26 protein-coding genes and 1 tRNA gene are annotated in these 25,650 nt (G+C 55.2%); 20 read left to right on the top strand and 7 right to left on the bottom strand.

Annotated elements, in window-relative coordinates; translation table 11 throughout:
* The first annotated feature begins 19 nt into the window (after positions 1–19).
* The 9 genes from rlmB (at position 20) to E2H98_RS06735 (ending at position 9,856) form a co-directional block, all read left to right on the top strand.
* Positions 20–766 carry a 23S rRNA (guanosine(2251)-2'-O)-methyltransferase RlmB gene (rlmB, locus tag E2H98_RS06775; RefSeq protein ID WP_133588607.1) on the top strand — a complete coding sequence of 249 codons (747 nt, stop codon included), beginning with the start codon at positions 20–22 and terminating at the stop codon, positions 764–766.
* Positions 767–768: 2 nt separating this feature from the next.
* Entirely contained in the window at positions 769–1,923 is a 1,155-nt protein-coding gene (locus tag E2H98_RS06770; RefSeq protein ID WP_133588609.1) for a cache domain-containing protein, read from the top strand.
* A gap of 13 nt (positions 1,924–1,936) precedes the next feature.
* Positions 1,937–2,446, top strand: a complete 510-nt coding sequence (gene greB, locus E2H98_RS06765; protein ID WP_133588611.1) for a transcription elongation factor GreB — start codon at positions 1,937–1,939, stop codon at positions 2,444–2,446.
* A gap of 15 nt (positions 2,447–2,461) precedes the next feature.
* A complete protein-coding gene (locus E2H98_RS06760; protein WP_198325253.1) occupies positions 2,462–3,910 on the top strand; it encodes a TrkH family potassium uptake protein in 1,449 nt (482 codons plus the stop codon).
* 60 nt (positions 3,911–3,970) lie between these two features.
* Complete coding sequence (locus tag E2H98_RS06755) at positions 3,971–5,416, top strand: TrkH family potassium uptake protein (protein ID WP_133588613.1); 1,446 nt, start codon at positions 3,971–3,973, stop codon at positions 5,414–5,416.
* 127 nt (positions 5,417–5,543) lie between these two features.
* Complete coding sequence (gene rpsO / locus E2H98_RS06750; protein WP_133588615.1) at positions 5,544–5,813, top strand: 30S ribosomal protein S15; 270 nt, start codon at positions 5,544–5,546, stop codon at positions 5,811–5,813.
* A gap of 191 nt (positions 5,814–6,004) precedes the next feature.
* Positions 6,005–8,101 carry a polyribonucleotide nucleotidyltransferase gene (gene pnp, locus E2H98_RS06745; protein ID WP_198325252.1) on the top strand — a complete coding sequence of 699 codons (2,097 nt, stop codon included), beginning with the start codon at positions 6,005–6,007 and terminating at the stop codon, positions 8,099–8,101.
* A 120-nt stretch (positions 8,102–8,221) separates the two neighbouring features.
* Positions 8,222–8,671, top strand: a complete 450-nt coding sequence (locus tag E2H98_RS06740; RefSeq protein ID WP_133588619.1) for a UPF0158 family protein — start codon at positions 8,222–8,224, stop codon at positions 8,669–8,671.
* Between the two features lie 33 nt (positions 8,672–8,704).
* A complete protein-coding gene (locus E2H98_RS06735) occupies positions 8,705–9,856 on the top strand; it encodes a hypothetical protein (RefSeq protein WP_133588621.1) in 1,152 nt (383 codons plus the stop codon).
* Between the two features lie 21 nt (positions 9,857–9,877).
* Here E2H98_RS06735 and E2H98_RS06730 read toward each other — a convergent pair whose 3' ends face one another.
* The 4 genes from E2H98_RS06730 to E2H98_RS06715 form a co-directional block, all read right to left on the bottom strand.
* On the bottom strand, positions 9,878–10,381 hold the full coding sequence (locus tag E2H98_RS06730; protein WP_133588623.1) for a peroxiredoxin: 504 nt from the start codon (positions 10,379–10,381) through the stop codon (positions 9,878–9,880).
* Positions 10,382–10,503: 122 nt separating this feature from the next.
* A complete protein-coding gene (locus tag E2H98_RS06725; RefSeq protein ID WP_133588625.1) occupies positions 10,504–10,953 on the bottom strand; it encodes a hypothetical protein in 450 nt (149 codons plus the stop codon).
* A 130-nt stretch (positions 10,954–11,083) separates the two neighbouring features.
* Positions 11,084–11,305, bottom strand: a complete 222-nt coding sequence (locus E2H98_RS06720; protein ID WP_133588627.1) for a hypothetical protein — start codon at positions 11,303–11,305, stop codon at positions 11,084–11,086.
* Positions 11,306–11,404: 99 nt separating this feature from the next.
* Positions 11,405–11,773 (bottom strand): diacylglycerol kinase, encoded by a 369-nt coding sequence (locus E2H98_RS06715; protein WP_133588629.1) that lies wholly within the window; start codon positions 11,771–11,773, stop codon positions 11,405–11,407.
* A 133-nt stretch (positions 11,774–11,906) separates the two neighbouring features.
* On the opposite strand from E2H98_RS06715, the gene E2H98_RS06710 reads away from it, so the two are divergent.
* From E2H98_RS06710 to truB, 8 genes are all read left to right on the top strand, one after another.
* Entirely contained in the window at positions 11,907–12,515 is a 609-nt protein-coding gene (locus E2H98_RS06710; protein WP_133588631.1) for a phosphatase PAP2 family protein, read from the top strand.
* Between the two features lie 36 nt (positions 12,516–12,551).
* Complete coding sequence (locus E2H98_RS06705; protein WP_133588633.1) at positions 12,552–13,643, top strand: MJ1255/VC2487 family glycosyltransferase; 1,092 nt, start codon at positions 12,552–12,554, stop codon at positions 13,641–13,643.
* A 63-nt stretch (positions 13,644–13,706) separates the two neighbouring features.
* A tRNA-Met gene (locus E2H98_RS06700) sits at positions 13,707–13,783 on the top strand.
* 330 nt (positions 13,784–14,113) lie between these two features.
* Entirely contained in the window at positions 14,114–14,593 is a 480-nt protein-coding gene (gene rimP / locus E2H98_RS06695; protein ID WP_133588635.1) for a ribosome maturation factor RimP, read from the top strand.
* 10 nt (positions 14,594–14,603) lie between these two features.
* Positions 14,604–16,097 (top strand): transcription termination factor NusA, encoded by a 1,494-nt coding sequence (gene nusA, locus E2H98_RS06690; RefSeq protein ID WP_133588637.1) that lies wholly within the window; start codon positions 14,604–14,606, stop codon positions 16,095–16,097.
* A 26-nt stretch (positions 16,098–16,123) separates the two neighbouring features.
* Positions 16,124–18,778 carry a translation initiation factor IF-2 gene (gene infB / locus E2H98_RS06685; RefSeq protein WP_133588639.1) on the top strand — a complete coding sequence of 885 codons (2,655 nt, stop codon included), beginning with the start codon at positions 16,124–16,126 and terminating at the stop codon, positions 18,776–18,778.
* 103 nt (positions 18,779–18,881) lie between these two features.
* Entirely contained in the window at positions 18,882–19,277 is a 396-nt protein-coding gene (rbfA, locus tag E2H98_RS06680) for a 30S ribosome-binding factor RbfA (protein ID WP_133588641.1), read from the top strand.
* A 50-nt stretch (positions 19,278–19,327) separates the two neighbouring features.
* Positions 19,328–20,245 (top strand): tRNA pseudouridine(55) synthase TruB, encoded by a 918-nt coding sequence (gene truB, locus E2H98_RS06675; RefSeq protein ID WP_133588643.1) that lies wholly within the window; start codon positions 19,328–19,330, stop codon positions 20,243–20,245.
* Here truB and E2H98_RS06670 read toward each other — a convergent pair.
* The 3 genes from E2H98_RS06670 to E2H98_RS06660 form a co-directional block, all read right to left on the bottom strand.
* Positions 20,234–23,221, bottom strand: coding sequence for a bifunctional diguanylate cyclase/phosphodiesterase (locus tag E2H98_RS06670; RefSeq protein WP_133588646.1), 2,988 nt, complete (start codon positions 23,219–23,221; stop codon positions 20,234–20,236). The genes truB and E2H98_RS06670 overlap by 12 nt on opposite strands.
* 223 nt (positions 23,222–23,444) lie before the next feature.
* Entirely contained in the window at positions 23,445–23,663 is a 219-nt protein-coding gene (locus E2H98_RS06665) for an anti-sigma factor family protein (protein WP_133588648.1), read from the bottom strand.
* Positions 23,657–24,259 (bottom strand): RNA polymerase sigma factor, encoded by a 603-nt coding sequence (locus E2H98_RS06660; protein WP_133588650.1) that lies wholly within the window; start codon positions 24,257–24,259, stop codon positions 23,657–23,659. Before E2H98_RS06660 ends, E2H98_RS06665 begins: the two co-directional genes overlap by 7 nt.
* Before the next feature lie 226 nt (positions 24,260–24,485).
* Between E2H98_RS06660 and rpsF the strand changes: the two genes are divergently transcribed.
* Genes rpsF through rplI form a run of 3 tightly spaced genes read left to right on the top strand, consistent with a single transcriptional unit; the run spans position 24,486 to position 25,575 of the window.
* Complete coding sequence (gene rpsF, locus E2H98_RS06655) at positions 24,486–24,866, top strand: 30S ribosomal protein S6 (RefSeq protein ID WP_133588652.1); 381 nt, start codon at positions 24,486–24,488, stop codon at positions 24,864–24,866.
* 14 nt (positions 24,867–24,880) lie between these two features.
* Positions 24,881–25,108: a 30S ribosomal protein S18 gene (gene rpsR / locus E2H98_RS06650; protein WP_133588654.1), complete on the top strand. Its 228-nt coding sequence runs from the start codon at positions 24,881–24,883 to the stop codon at positions 25,106–25,108.
* Between the two features lie 20 nt (positions 25,109–25,128).
* A complete protein-coding gene (gene rplI / locus E2H98_RS06645) occupies positions 25,129–25,575 on the top strand; it encodes a 50S ribosomal protein L9 (RefSeq protein WP_133588656.1) in 447 nt (148 codons plus the stop codon).
* Positions 25,576–25,650: the final 75 nt, after the last annotated feature.

The following is a 25,650-nucleotide window of genomic DNA, read 5'->3' as shown; positions in this document are numbered from 1 at the left end:
AGACGGTAAAAACAGAACCATGGCTGAAACGCTTTTTGGCGTGCATGCAGTGCGCGCCTTGTTGGAGACCACGCCAGAAATGGTGTTGAAAATCGTAGTGGCAGAGTCACGCGACGACAAACGGCTGCAGTCCCTGTTGCAACAAGCCAAGCAACTGGGCTTGCGCATTGAGTACAAAGAGCGGCGCGTGCTGGATCAAATGACTGACGGTGCCGTGCATCAGGGCATTGTTGCCGAGGTCAAAGCGCTGCCGACGCTGCGCGAAGATTTTCTCGAGGATTTGCTGGCGAAAACGCCGGAGCCTTTTCTGCTGGTGCTCGATGGCATCACCGACCCGCACAACCTCGGCGCCTGCCTGCGCACTGCCGATGCCGCTGGTGTCAATGCCGTTATCGTGCCGAAAGACAAATCTGCCAGCTTGAACGCCACCGCGCGCAAAGTGGCCTGCGGTGCCGCAGAACGGGTGCCGCTGATTTACGTGACCAATCTGGCCCGCACGCTGCGCTTATTGAAAGACAACGACATCTGGATTATCGGCACGGCTGGTGAAGCAACGCAGTCGATTTATCAGGCTCCGCTGATCGGCAAACTGGCGCTGGTCATGGGCGCCGAAGGCGAGGGCATGCGCCGCTTGACGCGTGAACACTGCGATACCTTGGTCAATATTCCGATGCAGGGAAGTGTCAGCAGCTTGAACGTCTCGGTCGCGACCGGTGTGTCGTTGTTTGAAGCGCTGCGTCAGCGCTTGGCGGCCCAGGTGTCCTGATCATGACGGCGGTGCAGTGGCGACGGCGTGGTTTGCTCTTGTTTGTCTTGCTGCTGTTGGCTGGTGCTTACGGTTTGCAACTGCATTATCAGCACCATCATCAGCAATTGTCCGAGCAGTATCTGCAACAAACCGAGCAGATGGCAGTGGATTTCGAACAGATGCTGAGCCAACTGCAAATGCATGTACGCAAATTGCAGCAAGTCGCGCAACTGAACCTGCATAACTTCGAGCCACCGCGCGAATTGCTGCAACACCTGGCGCCGCCCGAAGGCGCTGAAAACAGTGATGTGTATACGCTAGACCGCTGGCAGCAACACAGCCCGCAGGCCCAGTTCGGCAATGTGTTTTTGCTCGGCAATCCAACCACGCAATCGATACAAAAAGAGCTGCGCGTCGTCGAAACCCTGTTTCCGATTTCGGCCGCCAATCATTTGAGCGACAGCGCTTTGCAGTGGTCCTACTACACTTCATTCGTCAATCGCCTGACCTCGATATTCCCGTACCGGAATTATCATGGCCTGCTTGAGGATGCCGAGGTCGCCAACCTTGCTACGTTCTATGAGCGCTATTTGCCAATTGAGCGCCGTCGTCAGGCGATTGCCGAATTGGCGACAGTGCAGGCGCCGATTTGGCGGCCGCCGCATCGTGATCGGGCGGGTGCCGGTTGGGTTATTGCGCTGTCGGCGCCAGTTCGTCATCGCGGCGAGGTGCTCGGGGCAGTCTCTACCGATGTGCGCTTATCGTTTTTGTCGATGCAACTGGCGCGGCAATCGAGCGCGCCGGAGCGTACGATGATCCTGGATGAGGAAATGCGCATTCTGGCTGATTCGCGCCAGTCGGTGGAAACCGCGACACGACTCGAGCATTGGTTGGAGCGAATGCCGGTGCAATTGCAACAGTCCGCGCAAAAAGTCAGTCGCGATCAACCGGGTTGGGTTGATGGTGACGGCATGCATTTTCTGACCAGACCGCTGGCCAATTCGCAGTGGATCATGGTGCGCATGATCCCGACCGGTGATTTATTTTTTGAAGCCCGGGTGCGTTTGTTGATGCTGGCGATTCCATTGTTGACGCTGTGGTTGTTTGCCGCATTTTTCTGGTATCGCTATGGCATGAGTTTGCAGGAACGTCAGCAGGCGATTGAATTGTCATGATGACCAAAGCCTTATGAGAACGGTTGTGCCCAAACGCGAAGCGCGCTCCAACTACATCACCCGTGAGGGGGCTGAGCGGCTGCGTGAAGAATTAAAACATCTGCTGAAGGTCAAGCGCCCGGAAATCACCAGAGCAGTACAGGCGGCGGCGGCACTTGGTGATCGCTCGGAGAACGCCGAGTACATTTACGGCAAGAAAATGCTGCGCGAAACCGACAGGCGTATCCGCTATCTGGAAAAGCGCTTGAGTGAAGTGACCGTCGTTGACCACGTGCCGGCCGATCAAAGCCGCATTTTCTTTGGTGCCGAAGTGGAGCTGGAAACCGAAACTGGCGAAGCGCGCATCGTGCGCATCGTTGGTCCCGATGAAATCGACACCGAGCGCGGCTGGATCAGCATTGATGCGCCACTGGCCAGAGCGCTGATAAAAAAAACCATTGATGACGAAGTGGCCGTGCGCACGCCGGCAGGTGAAACGCTGTACTACGTCATTGCCGTGCATTATCGACAACCACGTCATTAGCTATCGGTATTGGCGATGATTCAACTTGAACTGATCCGCCGGATTGTAGGTGCCATGTTGATGGTGTTTGGCGTCACCATGTTACCGCCGATGGCCATATCCGTATTGTACAGTGACGGCAAATGGCCAGTGTTTTTCTGGCTGATGGTCATCGCGTTGGCCGTTGGTTACCTGCTGTTTCGCAATACACCAAAACAGCGCGAGCCGAAAACCCGTGATGGTGTTATAGCCGTGGTCTTGATCTGGTTCGGGTTCAGTTTTATCGGAGCGTTTCCTTTGTACTGGGCGCTCGATATCGGATTTGTTAACGCGTTATTCGAAGCCACCTCGGGTTTGTCGACAACCGGCGCGACGGTTTTGCATGGGTTAGACCAATTGCCGAAGTCGATACTTTGGTATCGCCAGCAGTTGCATTTTTTCGGAGGTATGGGGGTTATCGTTTTGGCCGTGGCGATTTTGCCTCTGCTGAACGTCGGCGGCATGCAGCTTTACCGAACCGAAGCAACCGGCCCAAAAAAAGAGGACAAGTTAGCGCCCCGTATTGCCCAAACGGCACGCGTACTGTTTACCGTTTACTTGAGCCTGACGGTGGTCGTTGCGCTGGCATTCTGGCTTTCTGGCATGAATGGGTTTGATGCCATTACTCATGCCATGTCGGCCATCGCCACAGGTGGCTTTGCCAATTATGATGCGTCGTTCGGTCATTTCAATAGTTTGGCTATTGAGCTGGTGGCGCAGTTTGCCATGGTCGCTGGCGCGATGAATTTCGGTCTGCATTACTCCGTTTGGCATAGCCGCGAACTCGGTAGTTATCTGAACGATCAAGAAAGCCGTACGTTTTTTGGCATTCTGTTGTTTGCCATCGCGCTGACTACGCTGGTGTTGTGGTTGCATCATGATGTCGACTCCATTTTCGATGGCTTACGTCGCGCCAGTTTCACGGTTATTGCCATTATGACTGGCACCGGCTTTGGTATAACGGACTTCCACTTGTGGCCCCACTTTCTGCCGGTGATGCTGATCTTCATTAGTTATGTTGGTGGGTGCGCAGGCTCAACCACCGGTGGTTTGAAAGTCATGCGCGTTTTCTTGTTGTTCAAACAAGCCAGTCGGGAAGCGAAACGGTTGGTGCAGCCAAATATTGTTGCCCACATCAAATTCAATGGCCGGATTGTTCCAGAGCAAATTGCCAAAGGGGTCTGGGGCTTTCTGGTGTTGTATGTCATGACGGCCGCAAGCCTGACGCTACTGATGATTCTGGCCGGACTGGAGCCGTTGACGGCGTTTTCGGCGGTCGCAGCGAGTCTGAATAATTTGGGGCCTGGTTTGAACGAGATTGCCTCAACTTCACATGCGGTCAGCGATTTCGGCAAGTTGGTCATGTCGTTTGCGATGATCACCGGCCGGTTGGAAATTCTGACGATTTTCGTTCTGTTTACACCGATATTCTGGCGCCGGTTTTGAACCGAGCGTATGCTGGCGGCCGCGATGATTGACCTATTCCAAGCGAGTGACATCTGAACCATGATTCAATGGACACTGATTGCGCGTACGCTGGGGCATTTACTGATGGCATATGCCGTTTCCCTTTTGCTCCCATTTCTGGTTTCTGTACTGTATGCCGATGGTTTGTATGCTCGTTTTCTTGGATTGAGCATTGGCTTGTTCGGCGTCGGTTTTCTGATGTCTCGCCGAAAAGTTCGCCATGAACCACGCACCCGTGAGGGCATTGTCATTGTCGTGCTGGCCTGGACATCGCTCAGCATTGTCGGCGCGCTGCCATTCTGGTTTGGTTTGCCATGTTCATTTCTTGACGCCGTGTTTGAGTCGACCAGCGGTTTGACCACGACTGGTGCGACGGTATTTTCCGGCCTTGATAACATGGCCAAGTCATTGCTCTGGTATCGTCAGCAGCTTCACTTTTTTGGGGGCATGGGGGTATTGGTTCTTGCGGTGGCCATTCTGCCGATGCTGAAAGTGGGGGGGATGCAGCTCTATAAAACCGAAGCAACCGGCCCAATCAAAGACGACAAAATTGCCCCTCGCGTGCAACAAACCGCACGCACCTTGTTTAACGTTTATGTCTCAATCATTGTCTTTGTGGCGGTGCTGTATTTTCTTGCTGGCATGAATGCCTTTGATGCGATATCGCATGCGATTTCCGCCATTTCCACTGGTGGTTTTGCCAATTACGATGCCTCAATTGGTTATTTCGATTCACGTGCCATTGATTGGATCACGATACTGGCGATGCTTGCCGGTGGCATGAATATGGGATTGCATTTTATTGTTTGGCGGGAAAAATCCTTCACCCGTTATTGGGAGGACCAAGAATTTCGCGCGTTGTTATTTTTTGTGTTGTTGGCAACCGCGCTGGTGATCATGGCTGGCATGTCGACGCAAGCGGAGCTCGGATTGGCGAACTGGTTGCGACTTGCGTTGTTCGAAGTGGTGTCAATCATGACCACAACGGGTTTTGGTATTGCCGACTTCAGTCAGTGGCCGCTGTATGCGCCGATCCTCATTATTTTTGTCAGCTTTATCGGTGGTTGTGCCGGCTCGACCTCCGGCGGCATGAAAGTGCTGAGGGTGTTTTTGCTGTTCAAACAGGCTAGTCGCGAGGCCAAGCATCTGGTGCAACCCAATATCGTCGCCCACATAAAATATAACGGTCGCTTGGTGCCGGATGGTGTTGCCAGCGGCATCTGGGGGTTTTTCGCCCTTTATGTGTTCGCTACCGGCATCCTGACTTTGTTGATGATTGGCGCCGGCTTGAATCCGACCGTGGCGTTTTCGGCGGTCGCGGCGATGGTCAACAATATGGGGCCGGGCTTGGGCGAGGTGTCGTCGACGTTTGCCTCGGTCAGTTCGTTCGGCAAAGTCGTGGCCATTGTCGCGATGCTGTTCGGCCGGCTGGAAATCATGACGATATTTGTATTGTTCACGCCGATCTTCTGGCGTCGTTTTTGAATGTGCTACCGGTAATGATCGGCCCTTGGCAGCACCGGTCAATCTCTGTACAATGCGCGCCCTTTCCCCGAACCTGCATTAGTGAGCGGGTCCGGATTGTCCTCAACACCCACATTTGGAGTGCATCATGTCACTAAGCCTTGAGCAGAAAAACCAGATCATCGCCGACTTCGGTCGCGGCAAGAACGACACCGGTTCGCCGGAAGTCCAGGTCGCCCTGCTGACCGCCCGCATCAACGATCTGCAGAACCATTTCCAGGCCCATGCCAAAGACCACCACAGCCGTCGCGGTCTGTTGCGTCTGGTCAGCCAGCGTCGCGTACTGCTGGACTACCTGAAAGGCAAGAGCCAAGAGCGTTACAGCGCGCTGATCGAGCGTCTGGGTCTGCGTCGTTAAGCGACCGGCACGCCAGCACTTGCGCTGCGAAGCTCTGCAAAAGGCCCCCAACCAGGGGCCTTTTGCGTTTTCGGCCATCCAAATCGGTCAGAACCCTTCATTGCACTGCAAAAGCCGGGCGATCCGGCTGAGGTTTGGTTTAGAATACCGCCCGCAATCAATGGGTAAAAATGTTAGAGATAGGAATCACAGTGAATCCAATTAGCAAAAGCTTTCAATTCGGTGACCATCGCGTCACGTTAGAAACCGGTGCCATCGCCCGTCAGGCGACCGGTGCCGTCATGGTCAATATGAATGACACGGTTGTTCTGGTCACAGCCGTCGCCAAAACCGAAGCCGATCCGAAGAAGGATTTCTTCCCGCTGACCGTGCATTACCAGGAAAAATTCTACGCCGGCGGCCGTATCCCCGGTGGTTTCCAGAAGCGCGAAGGTCGTCCGTCCGAGAACGAAACGCTGGTGTCGCGTCTGATCGACCGTCCGATTCGTCCGCTGTTTCCGGAAGGCTTCCTGAACGAAATCCAGATCGTCGCCACCGTGCTGTCTATCAACCCGGAAGTGACGCCGGACATTCCAGCCATCATCGGTGCCTCGGCCGCCTTGGCGCTGTCCGGTGCCCCGTTCATGGGCCCAATCGGCGCTGCCCGCGTCGGTTACAAAGACGGCCAATACCTGCTGAACCCAAGCAACAAAGCCTTGGCTGATTCCAAGCTGGATCTGGTTGTCGCCGGCACCAAGAGCGCCGTGCTGATGGTCGAATCGGAAGCCCATGAGCTGTCCGAAGAAGTGATGCTCGGCGCCGTCATGTTTGGTCACCAGGCCCAACAGGTCGCTATTGCTGCCATCGAAGAATTTGCCAAAGAAGCTGGCAAACCACGTTGGGACTGGAAGGCGCCGGAACCGAACACGGCATTGATCGAAGCGGTCAAAGCCGAAGCCCAGGCCGGTCTGACCGCCGCATACCAAATCGCTGACAAGCAAGCACGCTATGCCGCCGTTGGCGAGCTGCGTGATGCCGTGGTTGCCAAGCTGGCTACCGGCGAAGAAAGCGCACCAAGCGCTGACGAAGTGAAGAAAATCTTCGGCGACTTGGAGTATCGCACCGTCCGTGACCGCATCGTTTCCGGTGCGCCGCGTATCGATGGTCGCGACCATGACATGATCCGCGCGATCAGCGTTGCCGCTGGTGTGCTGCCACGTACCCACGGTTCGGCGATTTTCACCCGCGGTGAAACCCAGGCCATCGTTGCCGTTACACTCGGCACCGAAAAAGACGGTCAGATCATCGATTCGCCAACCGGTGAAAGCAAAGATCTGTTCATGCTGCACTACAACTTCCCGCCATTCTCGGTCGGCGAAACCGGCATGATGACTGGTCCTAAGCGTCGCGAAATCGGCCATGGCCGTTTGGCCAAACGCGGCGTATTGGCGATGATGCCGAAGTTCGCCGACTTCCCGTACTCGGTCCGCGTCGTTTCCGAGATCACCGAGTCGAACGGTTCCTCGTCGATGGCTTCCGTTTGCGGTTCCTCGTTGGCGCTGATGGACGCCGGTGTGCCGTTGAAAGCACCAGTCGCCGGTATCGCCATGGGCCTGGTCAAAGAAGGCAACCGCTTTGTCGTGCTGTCCGACATTTTGGGTGATGAAGATCACCTCGGCGACATGGACTTCAAAGTGGCCGGTTCCGAAGCCGGTATTACGGCGCTGCAGATGGACATCAAGATCGATGGCATCACCCGCGAAATCATGGAAGTGGCGCTGCATCAGGCAAAAGCCGGTCGCTTGCACATCCTGAGCGTCATGAATGAGGCGATTAACACCGCCCGTCCAGACATTTCCGAGTTTGCGCCGCGCATCCACACGATGAAAATCGATCCGGAAAAAATCCGCGAAGTCATCGGGAAAGGCGGCACGGTCATTCGCAGCATCACCGAAGAAACTGGCACCTCGATCGAAATCCAGGACGACGGCACGATTCGCATCGCCGCTGTTTCCGGTGACCAGGCGAAAGCCGCGATTGAGCGCATCAAATCGATTACCGCCGAAATCGAAGAAGGTCAGGTATTCGAAGGCACCGTTGTCCGTTTGGCCGACTTCGGTGCGTTTGTAAACATTGCTCCGGGCAAAGATGGTCTGGTTCACATTTCGCAAATCACCAACCAGCGCGTCGAGAAGGTCGGCGATTACCTGAAAGAAGGTCAGGTCGTCAAAGTCAAAGTGCTGGAAGTCGACAAGCAAGGCCGTATTCGCCTGTCGATGAAGGCGCTGATGGAAGAAGGCAACGCCTAATCGATCAGTAAATAAAAAAGGAGCGGCAACGCTCCTTTTTTATTGCCGAAAAAATGCCGGCGCTGACAACATCGATACGGCAGTGATAGGCTGAACGCCTTTTCTTCTTGCGCATGGCTTATGAACACGTTTCAACGCTTAATGGTGTCCCGCGCGGAATTTTTGCAGGCGTTCCGCGACCAACAGCCCGACAACGAATGGTGGCTTGACCGGCAAACGGGAGAACTGATTTTTATCAGCCCGGACGTGGCGGCAGAAGAAGAGCACGAACTGGATGTCGAAGCGCTGAAGCGTAGTGAACCGCAACGGCTGCTGGCGATTGTTCCGGTATCGTCACGTCAGGCCTATCGCCTGATGCAACAGTTTGTCGAACAGCTTGATGATCAGCATGCTGCGACAGTACTGAGCGAGGCGATCAAACAGAAGCGGGCATTTTTTCAGTTTCAGGATCGGTTGCACGACTTTCCCGGCTTGCGGGAACAGTGGTTGGCAGCGGAACAACAGGGAATGAGTGAACTGGCCGAACAGTGGTTGAAGCAACAGGGGATTGCCGTTGACTGGCAGCCGTGAAACGATAGCAAAAATGATAATCAGGAGTAAGTGATGCCGTTCTGGCGCTACCTGCAACCACAATATTGGGCAACGCTGATTCGCCGTTCATTGTTGCGCGAAAATCTGGCCATGTTGATCTGGTTTTGCCTGCCAAATGACGATCAGGAACGCGATGATATCGAGATCCTGAAACGCGTCTCGGTGTTGGTGCGCTGGTGCGAAACCGGCGTCAAACCGGAGCATAATCATGGCAAGCCGATCGAGCATATCGTGGCGCTGTGTCGTCAGGGCGATGACCGTGACGAAATGTTGACGACGTCTTCAGCGCTGCATCAAAGCTATCGACGTTTATGTGGTGAGGCGGCATGTGTCGATCCGCGGCTGCCCTGGTCACAGGAGTTTGCCGATCAACCACCGCGTCAGTCCATGCTGTCGCTGTACCGGCAGGTACTGCATTTACGCAAACGTTTTTACGCCAGCCGGGTGCAGTGGAGCGAATTCAATATTTCCCAGCTTGGCGGGTTGATTCCCGTGGTCTCCGGTTTTTTCCTGATTACCGGCTATCTGTACAACAGCTTTTTTCTGCAGCCATTTGGTATCGAGATATCCCGTTACTTTGGTTTGACCGATTATCTGGCCGCAAGCCTCGACGGCATTGTTCCGACCCTGCTGGCCATTCTGCTGACGTTTATCCCAATGATTCTGACCATGGCGCGCATAAGGCAGTCTCATTTGACCAGAGTCATTGGCGCTCGCCGCAGCATCGACGTATCGACAGTCGCGGCATTGGTCGGCGCTATCATCATGGCGGTTTATCACTATCAGGGCGATCAGCATGCGTTCATTGCTGCAGTGTTTGTTGCCGGTATCATGTTCGCCACCATCATGCCAGCTTTTGCCTCGTTACGTTTTCAGCGGCCGACGCGCGCGTATTTTGCGCTGGCCTATATGCCAATCTACTTAAGTGTTTTAATTTTCTTTGCGACAACCGAACGGTTGAAGCTGGAGGAGAAAAATGGTTTCCGTCCAGATCATATCGTCACCAGTAACGGCCTTACGGAACGATTTCAGTTGCTGGCCGGAAACAGCTTGTATTTGTTTCTGCGTAACGAGCACAAAGAAGTGGTGATCATTCCCATTGAGGCGATTGAACGCATCGAAAAACTACCGCGTTCGGAAGATAAAAAAACGCCGACCACTTGAGGTCGGCGTTTTAGTTGCTCGTTACATTGCCTGCAAATCCGTAAGTACCTGAGCACTGTGTTCATCGGCGTTGACCGATTCGTAGTGTTTGACGACAAAGCCTTCCGGATTGATCACAAAGGTTTGGCGTTTGGTGTATTTGATCGGTCCCATACCTCCCAGCACGTCATAGGCTTTCGCGGCTTTTTCTTCGGTGTCAGCGAGCAACGGGAACGGGATGCCGATGGTCTTGGCAAAATCCTGATGTGATTCGACGTCATCAAGGCTGACGCCAACAATTTCCGCATTCAAGGCCTTGAACTTGTCGTAATCGCGGGAAAAATTTTTCGCTTCGGTGGTGCAACCGGGCGTGTTGTCTTTCGGGTAGAAGTACAACACCAGCCATTTGCCCTTGAAGTCGTTCAAGGTGCGAACTTCATTGCTTTGGTCGGGTAGCGAAAACTCGGGCGCCGCAACGCCAACCAGATTGGCGGCGAACATCAGTGGCGAAAACAATAATACAGCGGCGGCAAACAGGAAACGCATGGCATGGCTCCAGCTGAGGTGGATGTATGGTGAATGTTACTACGTCTGCGCTGTAGGGTTCGATCAGGCGGGCAGCAGCAGGCACCGGCCATTACTACCGGAGCCTAGCAGGGAGCAACTATTCAGCGTATTTGCTGTTTGCCTGCTGCGGTCGCAGTCAGCGTTTTGCTCGGGTCAGCACCATAGGCAATGGCGACACGGGCGAACATATTGTCCTTTTCCGGCAAGGTTGCAGTGGCTCGCGATGTCGCGTAATAGGGGTCTATGCCTAGCGTCAGTGCCGTTTTGAATGTGCTTTCGGCATACTCCGGTGCAACCAAAAGCGCCGCGCTGAAGCGTTCCGGGCTATCCGGTGGCAGATTCAGCAAGGCCGTTCTGACTTGCCGGTTGTAGCAAGATTCTCGCTCCAGTTCATAATCTGCATTGGGACTGACCACATTGGCCGGATAGCGTAGTGAGCACTCGCTCAATGCCTGATGAAACTCATCCATGTAGTTGCGCTGTTCGCCTTGCACGACAGCCGTTGCCAGCAATAGTCCGGCGCTCCAGCCGAAACCCTTCAAAGCCCGCATAACTCCTCCTTGAAGTCCTTGGGATTGGACTTTTAAGTGTAGAACGGCCTTAACTGGGCGATGGCCCGGCACCAAAACCGATCTATTACTTTCGGGGCTCAGCAGCGGCAGTTATATAACTGCTTTGGTGTTACTGATGCAGGCAGCTACCGCCCAGATACAAGCGACCGGGCGCCGGAATGGCAGACCAGGAGCCCGGCATCTTGTAGATAATGGCGCTACCAGGCCGGCAATAGCGGGTGTAGTCAGCCAGCTCGTGGCGGTCGCGGGCTGCATTGCTTTGGCCAGAGAAATGGGCGCAGCCGCTAAGCAACAGCGCTGACGCCGCAAAGGTAAGGCTTAATTTGCTCATGTTCATCTTCACTGCAGGGAGCATACATTGGGTATAGCCAAGCAGTGCCAAGGAACGCAAATTGAGAAGGAAATAAAACTGCTCGTTTTTATGCACGAATCAAACATAGCGCCATAACACGGCGCCCCAGAGCACGGCACAGACCAACAAACTGATCAACACTGCTGCCGAGCCCATGTCTTTGGCTCGACCTGACAGCTCATGATGTTCATGGCCGGTACGGTCGACGACCGACTCGATCGCGCTGTTCAGCAGCTCGGTAATGATGACCAGCAGCACACCAGCCACTAATGCCGCTAACTCCAGCGGGTTCTCGGCAATGATGAATGCCAGTGGAATCAACACCAGCGCCAGTACCGCTTCCTGACGGAACGCCGCTTCATTCTGCCAGGCCGCTTTGAAGCCTTTCATTGAATAGCCGAAAGCGTCAAACAGACGTACGAATCCGGTCTTTCCTGGTTTTGCCATGATGCATTCACACTGCGCGTTGGTGTTGAGGGCGCCTGTATACCGGAGCTGTTCCGGCGTGGCAAGCGTTGTCACAAAGCGTTCATGACACTGCCATCGCGCTGCAATGGTCGTTTTTTAAGCTGACCTTGCTATGAAAAGACTCTCGCTGCTGACATTGCATGACGCCGATACCCGCTTGTATCGCTGGTGCGCCAGCCGCAAGCACCGGGACGGGCTGGCACGCACCGCTTACTGGGTATCGAAAACCGGTGACGGCCCGATTTACGCGGTCATCGCGATTCTGCTGGCATTTTTTGAGCCGGAGCACGGGCTGAGCCTGCTGCAGGCTGGTTTGTTTGCCTATGCCATCGAAGTACCGGCTTATATCGGGCTGAAAAAGCACATCAAGCGTGAGCGGCCATTTGTGCGCCTGAACAGCTGGCACTACATCGTGCCTTCCGACGACAAATCGGCAGGATTGCCGATTTGCGCAGCGAAGCTGGTGAAACTCCTGTACAGGGATGTACAGGACGAATTCAGCTTTCCTTCCGGTCACACCGCCGCGGCGATGGTCTGGGCCGTTTTGATTGCGACCTTCTACCCGGCGTTTTTGGCACTGGTGTTGGTCTGGGCTCTGATGGTTGGCGCTTCCCGGGTGCTGCTCGGCGTGCATTATCCCGGCGACATTCTGGCCGGCCTGGTGCTCGGCATCAGTAGTGCTTATCTCGGCCTGAATCTGGCCTCCTGGTTTTGGGGCTGAACCCGCCTTGACACTCATTCCTTGGCAAGAGAATCCATGATGCGGCTGTTATATGGGGTGCAAGGCACCGGCAACGGCCACCTGACCCGGGCCCGGGCCATGCTGCCGGCGCTGCGTGACTGCGGCTTTGAGGTCGATGTGCTGGTCAGTGGTCGTGATCGTCTGGCGCTGTTTGGTACCGAAAGCTTTGGCGATTTCCAGTGGCGCCAGGGCATGTCGTTTGTCATGGAAAAAGGCCATATCGCGCCACTGAAAACGCTGGTCAATCTGCAACTAAAACGTTTTTTCCGTGATGTCAGTGCGTTGTCACTGGCGCAGTACGATCTGGTTGTCACCGACTTTGAACCGGTGACCGCCTGGGCCGCCATGCGTCAACGCGTGCGCTGCGTCGGACTTGGTCATCAGTATGCGTTCCGGCACCGGATTCCGACCAAGGGCATCAATATTCCCTCGCGTTTGACGATGCGTTACTTCGCCCCGGTCGATCAGCCTATCGGCTTGCACTGGCATCATTTCGGCGAGCCGATTCTGCCGCCGATACTGGAAGCCTTCAGCGCACCGGTTGAGGTGCGCGACAACCATTTTCTGGTGTATTTGCCGTTCGAAGATACGGCCGATTTGCTGGCATTGTTGAAACCGTTCAGCCAATGTCATTTCGACTTGTATGCCGGCGTCAGCCAGCGCGAGCAGCACGGCAATGTTACGGTGCATCCGTTTTCGCGCGAAGGCTTTGCCCAACATCTGTTGCACTGTGAAGGGGTGATCACAGGCGCAGGCTTTGAGTTGCCGTCAGAAGCCATTGTGCTCGGTAAAAAGTTGTTGGTACGGCCACTGCAAGCGCAACTGGAACAGGAAAGCAACGCCAAAGCGCTGCAACTTTTGCAGCGCGCCGACGTCATGCATCGGCTGGAGCCGGAAGCGGTGGCACGCCTGTTGGCGCAACCGGCATCGACGCCGGTGGTGTATCCGAACGTCGCACAAAAGGTGGCACGCTGGTTAAGCGCCGCTTCGCCACAACCGGTCGCCGAGCTGGCGCGAGAATGCTGGCAACAAACGCAAGGAATCGAATTGATGGCTAAGCATTTGCCGGCACCACAAACGATTATTGCGGCTGCCCAACGCGGATAAAAAAGAATTCCTGAACTTCGCTTGTAACCCGCTAACAGACTCCCTATAATGCGCCCCCTCAGACGCGGGGTGGAGCAGTCTGGTAGCTCGTCGGGCTCATAACCCGAAGGTCGTAGGTTCAAATCCTGCCCCCGCAACCAGGTTTCTTAACGGGCCCCGGATTTCTTGGGGCTTTGTCGTATTTGGGCCTTGTGGTTTACACTACAGGGCCTGTGCAAACAGCGAGAGGCTGTCTGCAAACGGGTCACCTCACAGGTGATTTAGCGTAAGCGCCCGGTAAGCCGACCACATTTGTTCTGGTCGCCGCCTTACCCGTCAAGAAAACCAGAACAGCGGTTTTCATCGAATTACGAATGGGCACTTGTGCCCATTTGTTGTTTTTGGCTTCGGCGCGGAAATTCCTTTTCCGTTGAGTGCTGTCTGACCCGGGATTGGCTCGGCTGTCGTCGTGGAATTTTTTTGGAGTGGGTATGGCGGATAAATCCGCACTGATCGCAATGTTGAAACCGGCTGTTGAAGCCGCTGGCATGGAGTTCTGGGGCCTGGAATTGATGGTCTCGCAACGCCATGCCTTGTTGCGTGTGTTTATCGAACACGAAGACGGTGTCACCGTTGATGATTGCGCGCGCGTCAGTCACCAGATTTCCGGTGTGCTCGATGTCGAAGACCCGATCAGCACCGAATACCGGCTGGAGGTGTCATCGCCAGGTTGGGATCGGCCGCTATTTACCGAAGATCAGTTTGCCCGCTTTGTCGGCGGCAAAATCAAATTCAAAACCATTTTACCGGTGCAGGGGCGTCGCAACTTCACTGGCACGCTGGAAGCCGTTCAGGACGGCACCATTACATTGGCATTAGATGCTGAGACACGTGTGAACATTTCGCTCAGTCAAATCGACAAGGCGCATGTGGTCCCCGATGTGCAAGCAGAATTAAGCAAGAAACGGTAAGAGGTGTTCCATGAATAAAGAAATTCTCATGGTGGTGGAAACGGTTTCCAACGAAAAAGACGTGAATCCGGAAACCATTTTCGAAGCGTTGGAAGCAGCGATCGCCACGGCCACGAAGAAAAAGCAGCATCTCGATATCGATGTGCGGGTAAAAATCGATCGCAAATCCGGCGACTACGATACTTTCCGCCGTTGGGAAATCGTCGCGGATGATGAGCCGATGGAATTTCCGTTGAAGCAAATCACCTTGTCGGCTGCGCAGGAAATGGAACCGGGTGTTGAACTCGGTGGTTACATTGAAGAACCGATGGAGTCGATTGATTTCGGTCGTATCGCTGCGCAAACCGCCAAGCAAGTTATTGTGCAGAAAGTGCGCGAAGCCGAGCGGGCGAAAATTCTCGGTGCGTTCTATCACCGTGTTGGCGAGCTGATCACCGGCGTCGTCAAGAAAACCGTGCGCGACGGCATCATTCTCGATTTGGGCAACAACGCCGAAGCGATTATTCCGCGCGAAGAACTGATGATGCGCGAAACCTTCCGTCCTGGTGATCGCGTTCGTGCTTATTTGTTTGCTGCCAAGCCGGATGCCCGTGGTCCGCAACTGTTCATGAGCCGCACCCGTCCGGAAATGCTGATCGAATTGTTCCGCATTGAAGTGCCGGAAATTGCCGAAGGCGTCATTGAAATCAAGGGCGCTGCCCGCGACCCGGGTTCACGCGCGAAAATCGCCGTGCACTCGAAAGATCGCCGCATCGATCCGCAGGGCGCCTGTATCGGTATGCGCGGTTCGCGTGTGCAGGCCGTTTCCAATGAGTTGGGTGGTGAGCGTATCGATATCGTGCTGTACGACGACAACCCGGCGCAGTTTGTCATCAACTCGATGCAACCGGCCGAAATCGGTTCCATCGTTGTCGATGAAGATCGTCACGCGATGGATGTTGCCGTTGCCGACGATCAATTAGCGCAAGCCATCGGTGCTCGCGGTCAGAACGTACGCTTGGCGTCGCAACTGACCGGTTGGACCTTGAACGTCATGACTCAGGCGGATGCCGAAGCGAAACAAGCGAAAGAAAGCGAATCGGTGTTGAGTTTGTTTGTTGAAGAACTCGGTGTCGACGAAGAGCTGGCTACGGTGCTGATTCAGGAAGGTTTCTCCAGCCTCGAAGAAGTGGCCTACGTACCGCTGGCCGAGATGCTGGAAATCGAAGGTTTCGATGAAGATCTGGTCAACGAACTGCGCAACCGCGCCAAAGATGCGTTGCTCAATCGCGCCATCGCCAAAGAAGAAAAATTGGCGAAGAACGAGCCGGCCGAGGATTTATTGAACATGGACGGCATGGATACGCATTTGGCGTACGTGCTGGCCAGCAAAGGCATCTGCACAATGGAAGATCTGGCTGAACAAGGCACCGATGATTTAGTCGGTATCGAAGGCCTGACCGAAGAAAAAGCCGCTCAACTGATCATGACCGCTCGCGCGCCATGGTTTGCCGATGAGCAATAAGCGCTAGTCGCAGGAGAAGCTGAAATATGTCCGAACTCACCGTTGCGCAATTGGCCGAAAACGTCGGCACGCCGGTCGAGAAGCTGTTGGAGCAGCTTAGCGCGGCCGGCATTAAGGTCAAAGGACCGAAAAGCCTGGTGAATGAAACCCAGAAGCAGGAATTGCTCAATTATTTGCGTCGCAGCCACGGCGAAGAAACCGGCGGCCCGCAGCGCATTACCTTGCAGCGTAAACAGCTGTCGACGCTGAAAGTGTCGTCCGGCTCCGGCACCAAGAGTGTGCAGGTGGAAGTGCGTAAGAAGCGCACCTTCGTCAAACGCACGCCGGAAGAGCTGGCGGCATTGGAAGCGGCATCGAAAGAACAGGAAGAGTCCGCGACAACTGATGTTGCACCGGTGATCGAAGCCGCCGAGGAAGTGGTTGAGGCACCACCGCCGCCACCAGCATTGCACAAACCTGCTGACACGCCAGCCCCGGCGGCCATTGCCAAGCCCGAACCGAAGCCTGAGCCGGCGAAAGCGGGCGAAGCACCGAAGCGTGACCTGGAAGAAATTCGTCGCGAAGCCGAGCTGGAAGCGCGGGCCAAAGCCGAAGAAGAAGCGCGTCGTCGCGAAGAAGAGGCACGCCGCAAAGCGGAAGAAGCGAAAACCGAAGCCGCCAAGAAAGCCAAAGGCAAACCAGCGGTAAAAGCGCCGCTGAAACAGCTGGCGAAAGAAGACGAAGATCGCCGTTCGCACAAATCGGCGGGCCATACTCATAAAGAAGGCGCGCGTCGTCGTTCTGAACTCGACGAGCGCACCTTCAAGAAAGGCCGCATGCCAGGTCTCGGTGAGGACGATGAATTCGTTCGCGGTGGCGGAGGTCGTCGCAAAAAGCGTGCGACGCCACAATCGATGCAGCAACAGTTCTCGAAACCAACCGCTCCGGTGGTTCGCGAAGTCGCGATTCCGGAAACGATTACGGTTAACGAGCTGGCGCAGAAAATGGCCGTCAAGGTCGCCGATCTGATCAAAGCGTTGATGAAGATGGGCATGATGGCCACGATCAACCAAGTGCTGGATCAGGACACGGCCATTCTGGTCGTCGAAGAACTGGGCCACACCGCCAAGCCGATGAGCGAAAACGCGCTGGAAACCGAACTGCTCGCCGAAATGAAAGGCGGCGAACTGGAGCAGTTACCGCGTGCGCCGGTGGTAACCATCATGGGTCACGTTGACCACGGTAAAACCTCGTTGCTCGACTACATTCGCCGCACCAAAGTCGCGGCCGGTGAAGCCGGTGGCATTACCCAGCATATCGGCGCGTACCACGTTGAAACGCCGCGCGGTGTCATTACTTTCCTCGACACCCCTGGCCACGCCGCGTTCACCGCGATGCGTGCTCGTGGTGCTCAGGCCACCGACATCGTCGTGCTGGTCTGTGCGGCCGACGACGGCGTCATGCCACAAACCATCGAAGCGATTCAGCATGCCCGCGCCGCGGAAGTGCCAATCGTTGTCGCCGTAACAAAAGTCGATAAACCGACTGCCGATCGCGACAAAGTGCGCACCGAGTTGTCGCAGCACAACGTCATTTCCGAAGACTGGGGCGGCGACACGCAGTTCGCGTACGTCTCGGCCAAATCCGGTGAAGGCGTTGACGAATTGCTGGAAAAAATTCTGCTGCAGTCGGAAGTGTTGGAATTGACTGCCAACGTCGAAGGCCCGGCCCGCGGCGTCGTCGTCGAAGCCCGTCTCGACAAAGGTCGTGGTCCGGTTGCCACCGTGCTGGTGCAAGCCGGCACGCTGCGTAAAGGCGATATTCTGCTGTGCGGTACGCAATATGGCCGCGTTCGTCAGTTGCTCGATGAAACCGGCAAACCGACTGATGAAGCCGGCCCGTCGATTCCAGTCGAAGTACTGGGTCTTGATGGTGTGCCGACTGCCGGTGATGAAGCGACGGTTGTGGCCGATGAGCGTAAAGCGCGCGAAGTGGCGCTGTTCCGTCAGGGCAAGATCCGCGATGTTCGTCTGTCGAAACAGAAGACGCGTTTGGAAGACATGTTCGCCAACCTGCAGGAAGGCAATGTCTCGACGCTGAACCTGGTCGTCAAAGCCGACGTCAACGGTTCGGTCGAAGCCTTAAGCGAATCGCTGACCAAATTGTCGACCGGCGAAATTCAGGTCAAGGTCATCGCTTCCGGCGTTGGCGCGATTACCGAATCGGACGCCAACCTGGCGGCCGCTTCCGACGCGATCATCGTTGGCTTCAACGTGCGTGCCGATGCCTCAGCGCGCAAAGTGCTGGAAGCCAACGGCGTCGACGTTCGTTACCACAACATCATTTACGATGTGATCGACGAAGTGAAGCAAGCGATGTCCGGCATGTTGTCGCCGGAACGCAAACAGAAAATCGTTGGTCTGGCCGAAGTGCGCGACGTGTTCCGTCATCCAAAGTTCGGCGCCATCGCCGGCTGTATGGTCACCGAAGGTTTCGTCAAGCGTTCGAACCCGATCCGCGTGCTGCGTGACAACGTCGTGATTTTCGAAGGCGAGCTCGACAGCTTGCGTCGCTTCAAAGACGACGTCAGCGAAGTGCGTGCCGGCATGGAATGCGGTATCGGCGTCAAGAACTACAACGATGTGCGCGTAGGCGACCAGATCGAAGTGTTCGAAATCGTCGAAGTGGCCAGAACGATCTAAGTCAAATAACGCTGGGCGGTCCGTGTTGAGTCGGCCCGCCCAGCGTGAATCTGCCGTACTGGCTGGCACCACTGGTCAGTACGTTGCGCAATAGGTGTGAAGTATGGGTAAAGAATTCAGTCGTACGGATCGCGTCGCGCAGGAAGTGCAGCGTGAGTTGGCGATGTTATTGCAGCGTGAGGTCAAAGATCCACGCGTCAGCATGGCGACCGTTTCCGCGGTCAAAGTGTCCAAGGATTTGTTGAATGCGCAAGTGTTCGTGACCTTTATGGGGCAGGATACGCCACAGCAAATCGATCAAGCGATTCTGGCGCTGAACAAGATGGCCGGATTCCTGCGCAGCATGCTGGCCCAGCGGATTCGCATGCGTCAGTTGCCGCGCCTGCAGTTTGCTTACGATGAGTCGCTGACCCGCGGTCGGCAGTTGTCGTCGCTGATCGATCGAGCCATTGCCAGCGACGAAGCGCGTCGCGACGACTCCATCTACGAAGAAGAATAACCAACATAACGCGGATAAGATCCGCGTTATGCACTTAAGCAGGACCAACCATGCAGGTCAAAATTCCGCGCCGTCCGATCAGCGGCGTGCTGCTATTGGACAAAATCACCGGCGTCAGCTCGAACAGCGCGCTGCAGCGGGTCAAGCGTCTGTACCAAGCTGAAAAAGCCGGCCACACCGGCAGCTTGGATCCGCTGGCCTCCGGTTTGCTGCCGATTTGCCTTGGCGAAGCCACCAAATTTTCCCAGTATCTGCTCGATGCCGACAAAGTCTACGAAGTGACGGCAAAGTTCGGTGTGCGCACCGATACCTTTGATGCCGAAGGTAAAGTGCTGGCCGAGCAGCCAGCGATAGCCGACGAAACCAAACTGCGTGCCGTCGTGCAAAGCTTTCTCGGTGAGCAGCAGCAATTGCCGCCTATGTATTCAGCGCTGAAAAAAGATGGCAAGCCGCTGTATGAATTGGCGCGTCAGGGTATTGAAATCGAGCGGGAAACGCGCACGATCACGATTTTCTCTCTGGATATCGTCAACATCGAATGGCCGCAGGTTGCTTTCCGCGTTCACTGCAGTAAAGGCACTTACATTCGCACCTTGATCGACGATATGGGGTTGGCGTTTGGCTGTGGCGCCTACGTTACCGTGCTGCGTCGTACTGCTGCCGGACATTTTTCCTCGGAGCAAATGCTCACCTCCGACGCCATTGACGCGTTGAAAAATGAACAAGGTCTAGACGCCATTGATCAATTGTTATTACCGATTGAGTCGCTGATCCCACAGTTTCCGATCGTTACCTTGAAAGCGCCGATGGCGCATTTCCTGATGAATGGCCAGGCCGTGTATTTATCATCGGTGAAAACCGAGGGACTCCATGCCCTGTTTCGCGAAGACGGCACGTTTCTTGGTGTTGGTGAAGCCGATGGCGTCGGCAATATTCAACCGAAACGCTTGGTGCGCTTAGCTGATTGAAGCCGCTTGCTGAAAGCGCTGTTTGAATTCGCCATACCAGCTTTCGATTTGCGCCAAAGGCATGGGTCTTCCGTAGAGGAAGCCTTGCCCATACTGACAGCCACCCAACACCAGCGAGTTCTGCTGCGCGCTGGTTTCAATGCCTTCGGCGACGACGTCCAGGCGAAGATTGGCTGCCATGGCCAGCACTGCCGCAACGATGGCATTGTTCGACTGATCCAGCGGCAAGTCGCGAACAAAGCTGCGATCAATTTTCAAGGTGTTGACCGGCAACTGACGCAGATAGCTCAGCGAGCAATGACCAATGCCGAAATCGTCAATCGCGACTCGAACACCCAACTGCTTCAAAGCGCCAAGCATTTTGGTGGCTTCATTGATGTCGTGAATCAATGAGTTCTCGGTGATTTCCAGTTCCAGTAGTGAAGGTGAAAGACCGGACTGTTGCAGTGAGCGCCGGCAATCGGCAATCAATGTGGTATCGGCAAACTGCCGTGGCGATAAGTTGACACTGATTTGCACCGGGTGGCCAATGGCACTCGATAGCGCATGTTGTTCACGCATTGCCTGCTGCAACACCCAGCGTCCGATTTCCTGAATCAAGCCGTTATCTTCGGCGATATGCAGAAATTTATCGGGCGTCAGAATGGAAGACTGATATTGCCAGCGGATCAGCGCCTCAAAACCGCTGACGCGAAAATCCTGAAGGGAAATTTTCGGCTGCCAATACAGCAGGAATTGCTGTTCGTTCAAGGCTTGGCGCAAGCGCAAATCCATTTCGTGTCGTTGTTCCGCGGCGTGCTGCAATTCAACGGTGAAAAAGCGATAACAATGCCGCCCGGCTTCTTTCGCTTTGTACAAGGCCAAATCGGCATTCTTCATCACCTGTACCGCTTCATCGCCATCGTCCGGGATTAGCGTGACGCCAAGACTGGCAGCAATCGGTTGTAAACGACCATGTAGTTGCACTGGTGTTTCCAGTCGTGCCAGCAAGTCTTCGGCGATCTGCGCCACATCGTTGGCGGTGCCGACATTGTTCAGAATGATGGCAAACTCATCGCCGCCGAGTCGCGCACAACTGTCGTCACGACGAATGGCACTGGACAAGCGCTTCGATACTTCTTTCAACACCTCGTCGCCGGCATCGTGACCAAGGCTATCGTTGATCTCCTTGAAATAATCGAGGTCGATATAAATCAGCGCTGCTCGTGCATGGGTGCGGCGCACGCGCTCCAATGAGGCCTGTAATTGCCGACGGAACAGGTGACGATTATCAAGACCCGTCAGCGCATCCTGAAACGCCAATCGCTCGACTTCGGCTTGGCTGCGTTTCAATTCGGTAATGTTTTCGCCGCTGATCAGGTAATGAGTGATCTGTTTGTCACCATCAAACAATGGTGACAGGGTTTGCAGCACGGTTGTTGTGCCCTCGCGTTTGTGCGGCCATTGTCTTTCGGTTTGCGCAGCCCGTGTGAGGTTGCCACTATCCATCGTGGCCAACAGGGCCGACTCCAACGGCAGCACATCACCGACCGGCTTTTTCAGCATTTCTTGCAGGTTGAAACCGGTCATCTCCAGAAAGCGTTGGTTAGCATATTCAATCCGCAACTGCCTATCGACTATCACCACACCGTTACCAGCCTGTTCGACCGCTTGCAACAGCTTGCGGTTGTCGCGCTCAGCCAACTGCTTTTCATGAATTTCTGATTCCAGTCCTTGCACGAGGCGCCGCACCTCGGAAACCATGTCGGCGAAACTGTGGTTCAGCAGGCCGATTTCGTCTTTCCCTTCTGGAGGCAGCGGCGTATCCCAGTGGCCTTCGGCAATGTCGGCAGACGCCGTCGCCAACTGCCGTAATGGGCGCAAGAATATCCGGGAGAATAATTGGTAAACCAACAATCCCGTTAGCACGCCAATCAATAACGCTATCCAGAACAGTTGCAGCTGCATGTTGACGATGCGTTCATTGACGAAAGTCTTGTCGCCAACTAACACCAGATACCAGCCAATACTGTCTAGTCGCTGCGGACTGGCGTAATAGGGGTGGCCATTCTGATCGAGGCGGTAGTCTTGCACGTGTCCCGACAACCATTTCGCCACTTCTGTCTCCGGTAGCAGGGGCGAGGTTTGTGCCGTCAACAGGGTATTCATTTTTGCTTGTTGCGACAGCAGCACCGACAACTGGTGCGAGTCAGTAATTAACTCGCCGTGTTCATTGACCAACAACACATCGATATCGTCGTGCGACTGCACGTAATCATCAATCGTCGTGAACAACTCATCAAGAACCAGATCATTTCCCGTAATGCCGCGAAACTGGCCACCGACGTACACTGGCACAATCAAGCTTGTCATCCATCGATGCCAGACATCGTCATAATACATCGGCGTCCACACCGGCTTGCGCGAAGGATTTTTTTCCGGCGTGGCAACGTTGTAGAACACGTCTTGTTGGAAGTCGTGTTCTGCTTCAATCTCCAAAGCCCATTGCGGCGGAAAAATGCGAATGAACTGTTCTTCGCTGATGAAATAGAAATTGAACAAGGAGTCGCGCAGGGTGGGCGTCAGCACGCGCCAAATCACTGCAGTTTGCTGAAATAACCCGGCGACTTGTTCGCTGCTTTGATGACCCGCAGCAATAAAGGCAGCGGAGACTTCGTCATCCTGTCGACGCGAACCATCGGGCTGCAACGGCGGTAGTGCGACATCGCCTGTCGGTGCGGCAAATGCTTGTTCGCTTACGGTTTGATTGGCGGACAACGCCAAGCGTTTCTGGTTATCGATATGCAGGTCGACAAGGCGCGCCAGTTCAATCGCCTGCTGGGCAATATTCTCACGGGCCAGCTCCCGCAAACGCTCCGCCTCTGAACGAGCCAGCCAAGCCCCTGCCAGCATCACGCATAGCACGCAGGTGGTTGGCAGCAGTAACGCCAGTTTCAACGCAATGGAGTGTCGTCGGGATGATTGTCGTATCGGCATGAAGCGGTTTTGTCGTGGTTATTACCGTCAGTATAGGTGGATAACCGTGACTCACCGCGTCAACCCGGGATTTCAGCTGGCAGCCATCCCCAAAAACCGGCCAAGGCGAAAGATGAGGGGACAGAATAGGCACGCAAAGGCCGGAGTTAGCAGGTAGTGAATGCGGATTCTGAGCACTGCATTCACGCAGCTCGCCGAGCTCCTGGCATTGTCGATATGGCCGCTAGTCGATACGACGCAACACCTGCTCCGCATCACCCTCCGTCTGGCGCCGCTCCATCGCTTTGGCGCCGGTTGTGGCGGCCAGCGCATACTGTTTCAGAAAGCGTCGGCAGGCATTGCATAGCATCAGGTGCAGGCGCACCGCCAGGCGGCGGCTCAGCGGCAATTGCCGGTCATGGATATCGCCGGCGTGTTCGGCGATGTTTTTACAGCTCAGCATTCGCCTGTCTCCTGAAAATGTTCGACGGTTTGGAAAAGCTTGAGGCGGGCGCGATGGAGTAACACCCGGACATTGGATGAGCTGATGTCGAGCACGTTACAAATTTCGTCGAGCTCCAGATCCTGGACATGACGCAGCACGAACACGGTCTGTTGCAGGTCCGGCAACTTGTTCAGGGTTTTCTCCAGACAGCGCCCCAGTTCGCCCTGCTCCAGCAATTGATCCGGGTTTTCATTGCCCCAGTCGCCGGGCATTTTCGACCAGTGGCCATCGGCCGGATGGAAGCGCTCCCAAAAGCCCGGGTTGTCCTCGACGGCGGCATCGAGCGATAGCTCCGGCTTGTTTTGCCGGTGCCGGCTGTTGGCAGCGTTAATCACGATGCGAGTCAGCCAGGTTTTCAGGCTGGAACGCCCCTCAAATTTTGGCAAGGCCCGCCAGGCGCTAATCCAGGCTTCCTGCAGCACCTCTTCGGCCTGGGCCTGACCGACGATGCTGCTGGCCAAGGCCAGCAACTTTCGATGGTAAGCACGTACCAGCGAGGCGAAGGCTTGCTTATCGTGTTGCTGCAATGCGGGCAGCAGAGTGTCGATATCCATGCACAAAGGACTTATCTCAGCGGAGCGCTAGTGTCCGCCAAGCGCGTGCATCGGTAAAGACTCGGCTTTAAGCCGCTATTGCCGTTTGCGTCAGCCGCCCAGCTTACGTACAATACCCGACCCCCGAATACGGGGCATCCCTGAAAAGTGCTTTACCGCCTTTTCTCCTTGCTGCAGCAGGCCTCACGAATCGCCTGACTGTAGTGAAACCCAAAAGGAGCACAACATGCGCCATTACGAAATCGTGATCATGGTGCACCCGGACCAAAGCGACCAAGTCGGCGCGATGGTCGAGCGTTATCAGAAGACCATCACTGACAACGCTGGCAAGGTGCATCGCTTCGAAGACTGGGGCCGCCGTCAGCTGGCCTACAGCATTGAAAAACTGCACAAAGCACACTACGTCCTGATGAACGTTGAGTGCACCGGTGAAGTCGTCAAAGAGCTGGAGCACGCCTTCCGCTTCAATGACGCCGTCATTCGCCATCTGATCACCAAGATGGACAAAGCCGTCACCGAACCTTCTCCGCTGCTGAAAGCGAAAGAAGAAAAAGACACCCGCCGTCGCAGCGACGACAGCGATTCCTCTGATGCCGACGCGGCCTAATAAGGAGACACCCTATGTCACGTTATTTCCGCCGTAAAAAATTCTGCCGCTTCACCGCAGAAGGCATTGAGCAGATCGACTACAAAGATCTGAACATCCTGAAAGCCTACATCACTGAAACTGGCAAAATTGTCCCGAGCCGCATCACCGGCACGCGCGCCAATTACCAGCGCCAGCTGGCTGTCGCCATCAAGCGCGCCCGCTTCCTGGCCCTGCTGCCATACTGTGATGCTCACGAATAAGCGATAGGAGTTAAGCAACCATGCAAGTTATTCTGCTGGAAAAAATCCGTCGCTTGGGCAACCTGGGTGACACCGTTGATGTCCGTTCTGGTTATGGCCGCAACTTCCTGATCCCGCAAGGCAAAGCCGTGTCCGCGACTGCCGCCAACAAGGCGCATTTCGAAGCACGCCGCGCTGAGCTGGAGAAAAAGCAAGCCGAAGTTCTGGCTGCTGCTCAGGCCCGCGCCGCCAAGCTGGCTGATCTGACGGTTTCCATCGCCGCCAAAGCCGGTGACGAAGGCAAACTGTTCGGTTCCGTCGGTACCCGCGACATCGCCGAAGCCGTCAGCAAAGCCGGCGTCGAAGTGGAAAAATCCGAAGTGCGCCTGCCAACTGGCCCGCTGCGCATGATGGGTGAGTACGAGATCGAACTCGGTCTGCACTCCGAAGTAACGGCCACTGTCAAAGTGGTTATCGTTGCCGAGTAATTGGCTTCGAGCTTCAACAAAAAACGCCGCACTGCGGCGTTTTTTGTTGCCTTAGATTTTCGCGTAGCTGCATTA

This window comes from Permianibacter aggregans (assembly GCF_009756665.1).
In the GTDB taxonomy this organism is placed as follows: domain Bacteria; phylum Pseudomonadota; class Gammaproteobacteria; order Enterobacterales; family Permianibacteraceae; genus Permianibacter; species Permianibacter aggregans.
Note: the sequence above shows the minus strand (reverse complement) of the source record. Positions and strands in the feature narration are given on the sequence as shown.

Bases quoted from the DNA above. Each gene is read 5' to 3' on its own strand.
- E2H98_RS06755 (WP_133588613.1), top strand. From the start codon at position 3,971: ATGATTCAATGGACACTGATTGCGCGTACGCTGGGGCATTTACTGATG.
- rpsR (WP_133588654.1), top strand. From the start codon at position 24,881: ATGTCACGTTATTTCCGCCGTAAAAAATTCTGCCGCTTCACCGCAGAA.
- E2H98_RS06670 (WP_133588646.1), bottom strand. From the start codon at position 23,221: ATGCCGATACGACAATCATCCCGACGACACTCCATTGCGTTGAAACTG.
- E2H98_RS06715 (WP_133588629.1), bottom strand. From the start codon at position 11,773: ATGGCAAAACCAGGAAAGACCGGATTCGTACGTCTGTTTGACGCTTTC.
- E2H98_RS06725 (WP_133588625.1), bottom strand. From the start codon at position 10,953: ATGCGGGCTTTGAAGGGTTTCGGCTGGAGCGCCGGACTATTGCTGGCA.
- rpsF (WP_133588652.1), top strand. From the start codon at position 24,486: ATGCGCCATTACGAAATCGTGATCATGGTGCACCCGGACCAAAGCGAC.
- E2H98_RS06720 (WP_133588627.1), bottom strand. From the start codon at position 11,305: ATGAGCAAATTAAGCCTTACCTTTGCGGCGTCAGCGCTGTTGCTTAGC.
- E2H98_RS06735 (WP_133588621.1), top strand. From the start codon at position 8,705: ATGCCGTTCTGGCGCTACCTGCAACCACAATATTGGGCAACGCTGATT.
- E2H98_RS06665 (WP_133588648.1), bottom strand. From the start codon at position 23,663: ATGCTGAGCTGTAAAAACATCGCCGAACACGCCGGCGATATCCATGAC.
- E2H98_RS06660 (WP_133588650.1), bottom strand. From the start codon at position 24,259: ATGGATATCGACACTCTGCTGCCCGCATTGCAGCAACACGATAAGCAA.
- rlmB (WP_133588607.1), top strand. From the start codon at position 20: ATGGCTGAAACGCTTTTTGGCGTGCATGCAGTGCGCGCCTTGTTGGAG.
- E2H98_RS06740 (WP_133588619.1), top strand. From the start codon at position 8,222: ATGAACACGTTTCAACGCTTAATGGTGTCCCGCGCGGAATTTTTGCAG.
- E2H98_RS06710 (WP_133588631.1), top strand. From the start codon at position 11,907: ATGAAAAGACTCTCGCTGCTGACATTGCATGACGCCGATACCCGCTTG.
- E2H98_RS06705 (WP_133588633.1), top strand. From the start codon at position 12,552: ATGATGCGGCTGTTATATGGGGTGCAAGGCACCGGCAACGGCCACCTG.
- nusA (WP_133588637.1), top strand. From the start codon at position 14,604: ATGAATAAAGAAATTCTCATGGTGGTGGAAACGGTTTCCAACGAAAAA.
- E2H98_RS06760 (WP_198325253.1), top strand. From the start codon at position 2,462: ATGATTCAACTTGAACTGATCCGCCGGATTGTAGGTGCCATGTTGATG.
- rimP (WP_133588635.1), top strand. From the start codon at position 14,114: ATGGCGGATAAATCCGCACTGATCGCAATGTTGAAACCGGCTGTTGAA.
- rpsO (WP_133588615.1), top strand. From the start codon at position 5,544: ATGTCACTAAGCCTTGAGCAGAAAAACCAGATCATCGCCGACTTCGGT.
- rbfA (WP_133588641.1), top strand. From the start codon at position 18,882: ATGGGTAAAGAATTCAGTCGTACGGATCGCGTCGCGCAGGAAGTGCAG.
- E2H98_RS06770 (WP_133588609.1), top strand. From the start codon at position 769: ATGACGGCGGTGCAGTGGCGACGGCGTGGTTTGCTCTTGTTTGTCTTG.
- rplI (WP_133588656.1), top strand. From the start codon at position 25,129: ATGCAAGTTATTCTGCTGGAAAAAATCCGTCGCTTGGGCAACCTGGGT.
- infB (WP_133588639.1), top strand. From the start codon at position 16,124: ATGTCCGAACTCACCGTTGCGCAATTGGCCGAAAACGTCGGCACGCCG.
- E2H98_RS06730 (WP_133588623.1), bottom strand. From the start codon at position 10,381: ATGCGTTTCCTGTTTGCCGCCGCTGTATTATTGTTTTCGCCACTGATG.
- greB (WP_133588611.1), top strand. From the start codon at position 1,937: ATGAGAACGGTTGTGCCCAAACGCGAAGCGCGCTCCAACTACATCACC.
- truB (WP_133588643.1), top strand. From the start codon at position 19,328: ATGCAGGTCAAAATTCCGCGCCGTCCGATCAGCGGCGTGCTGCTATTG.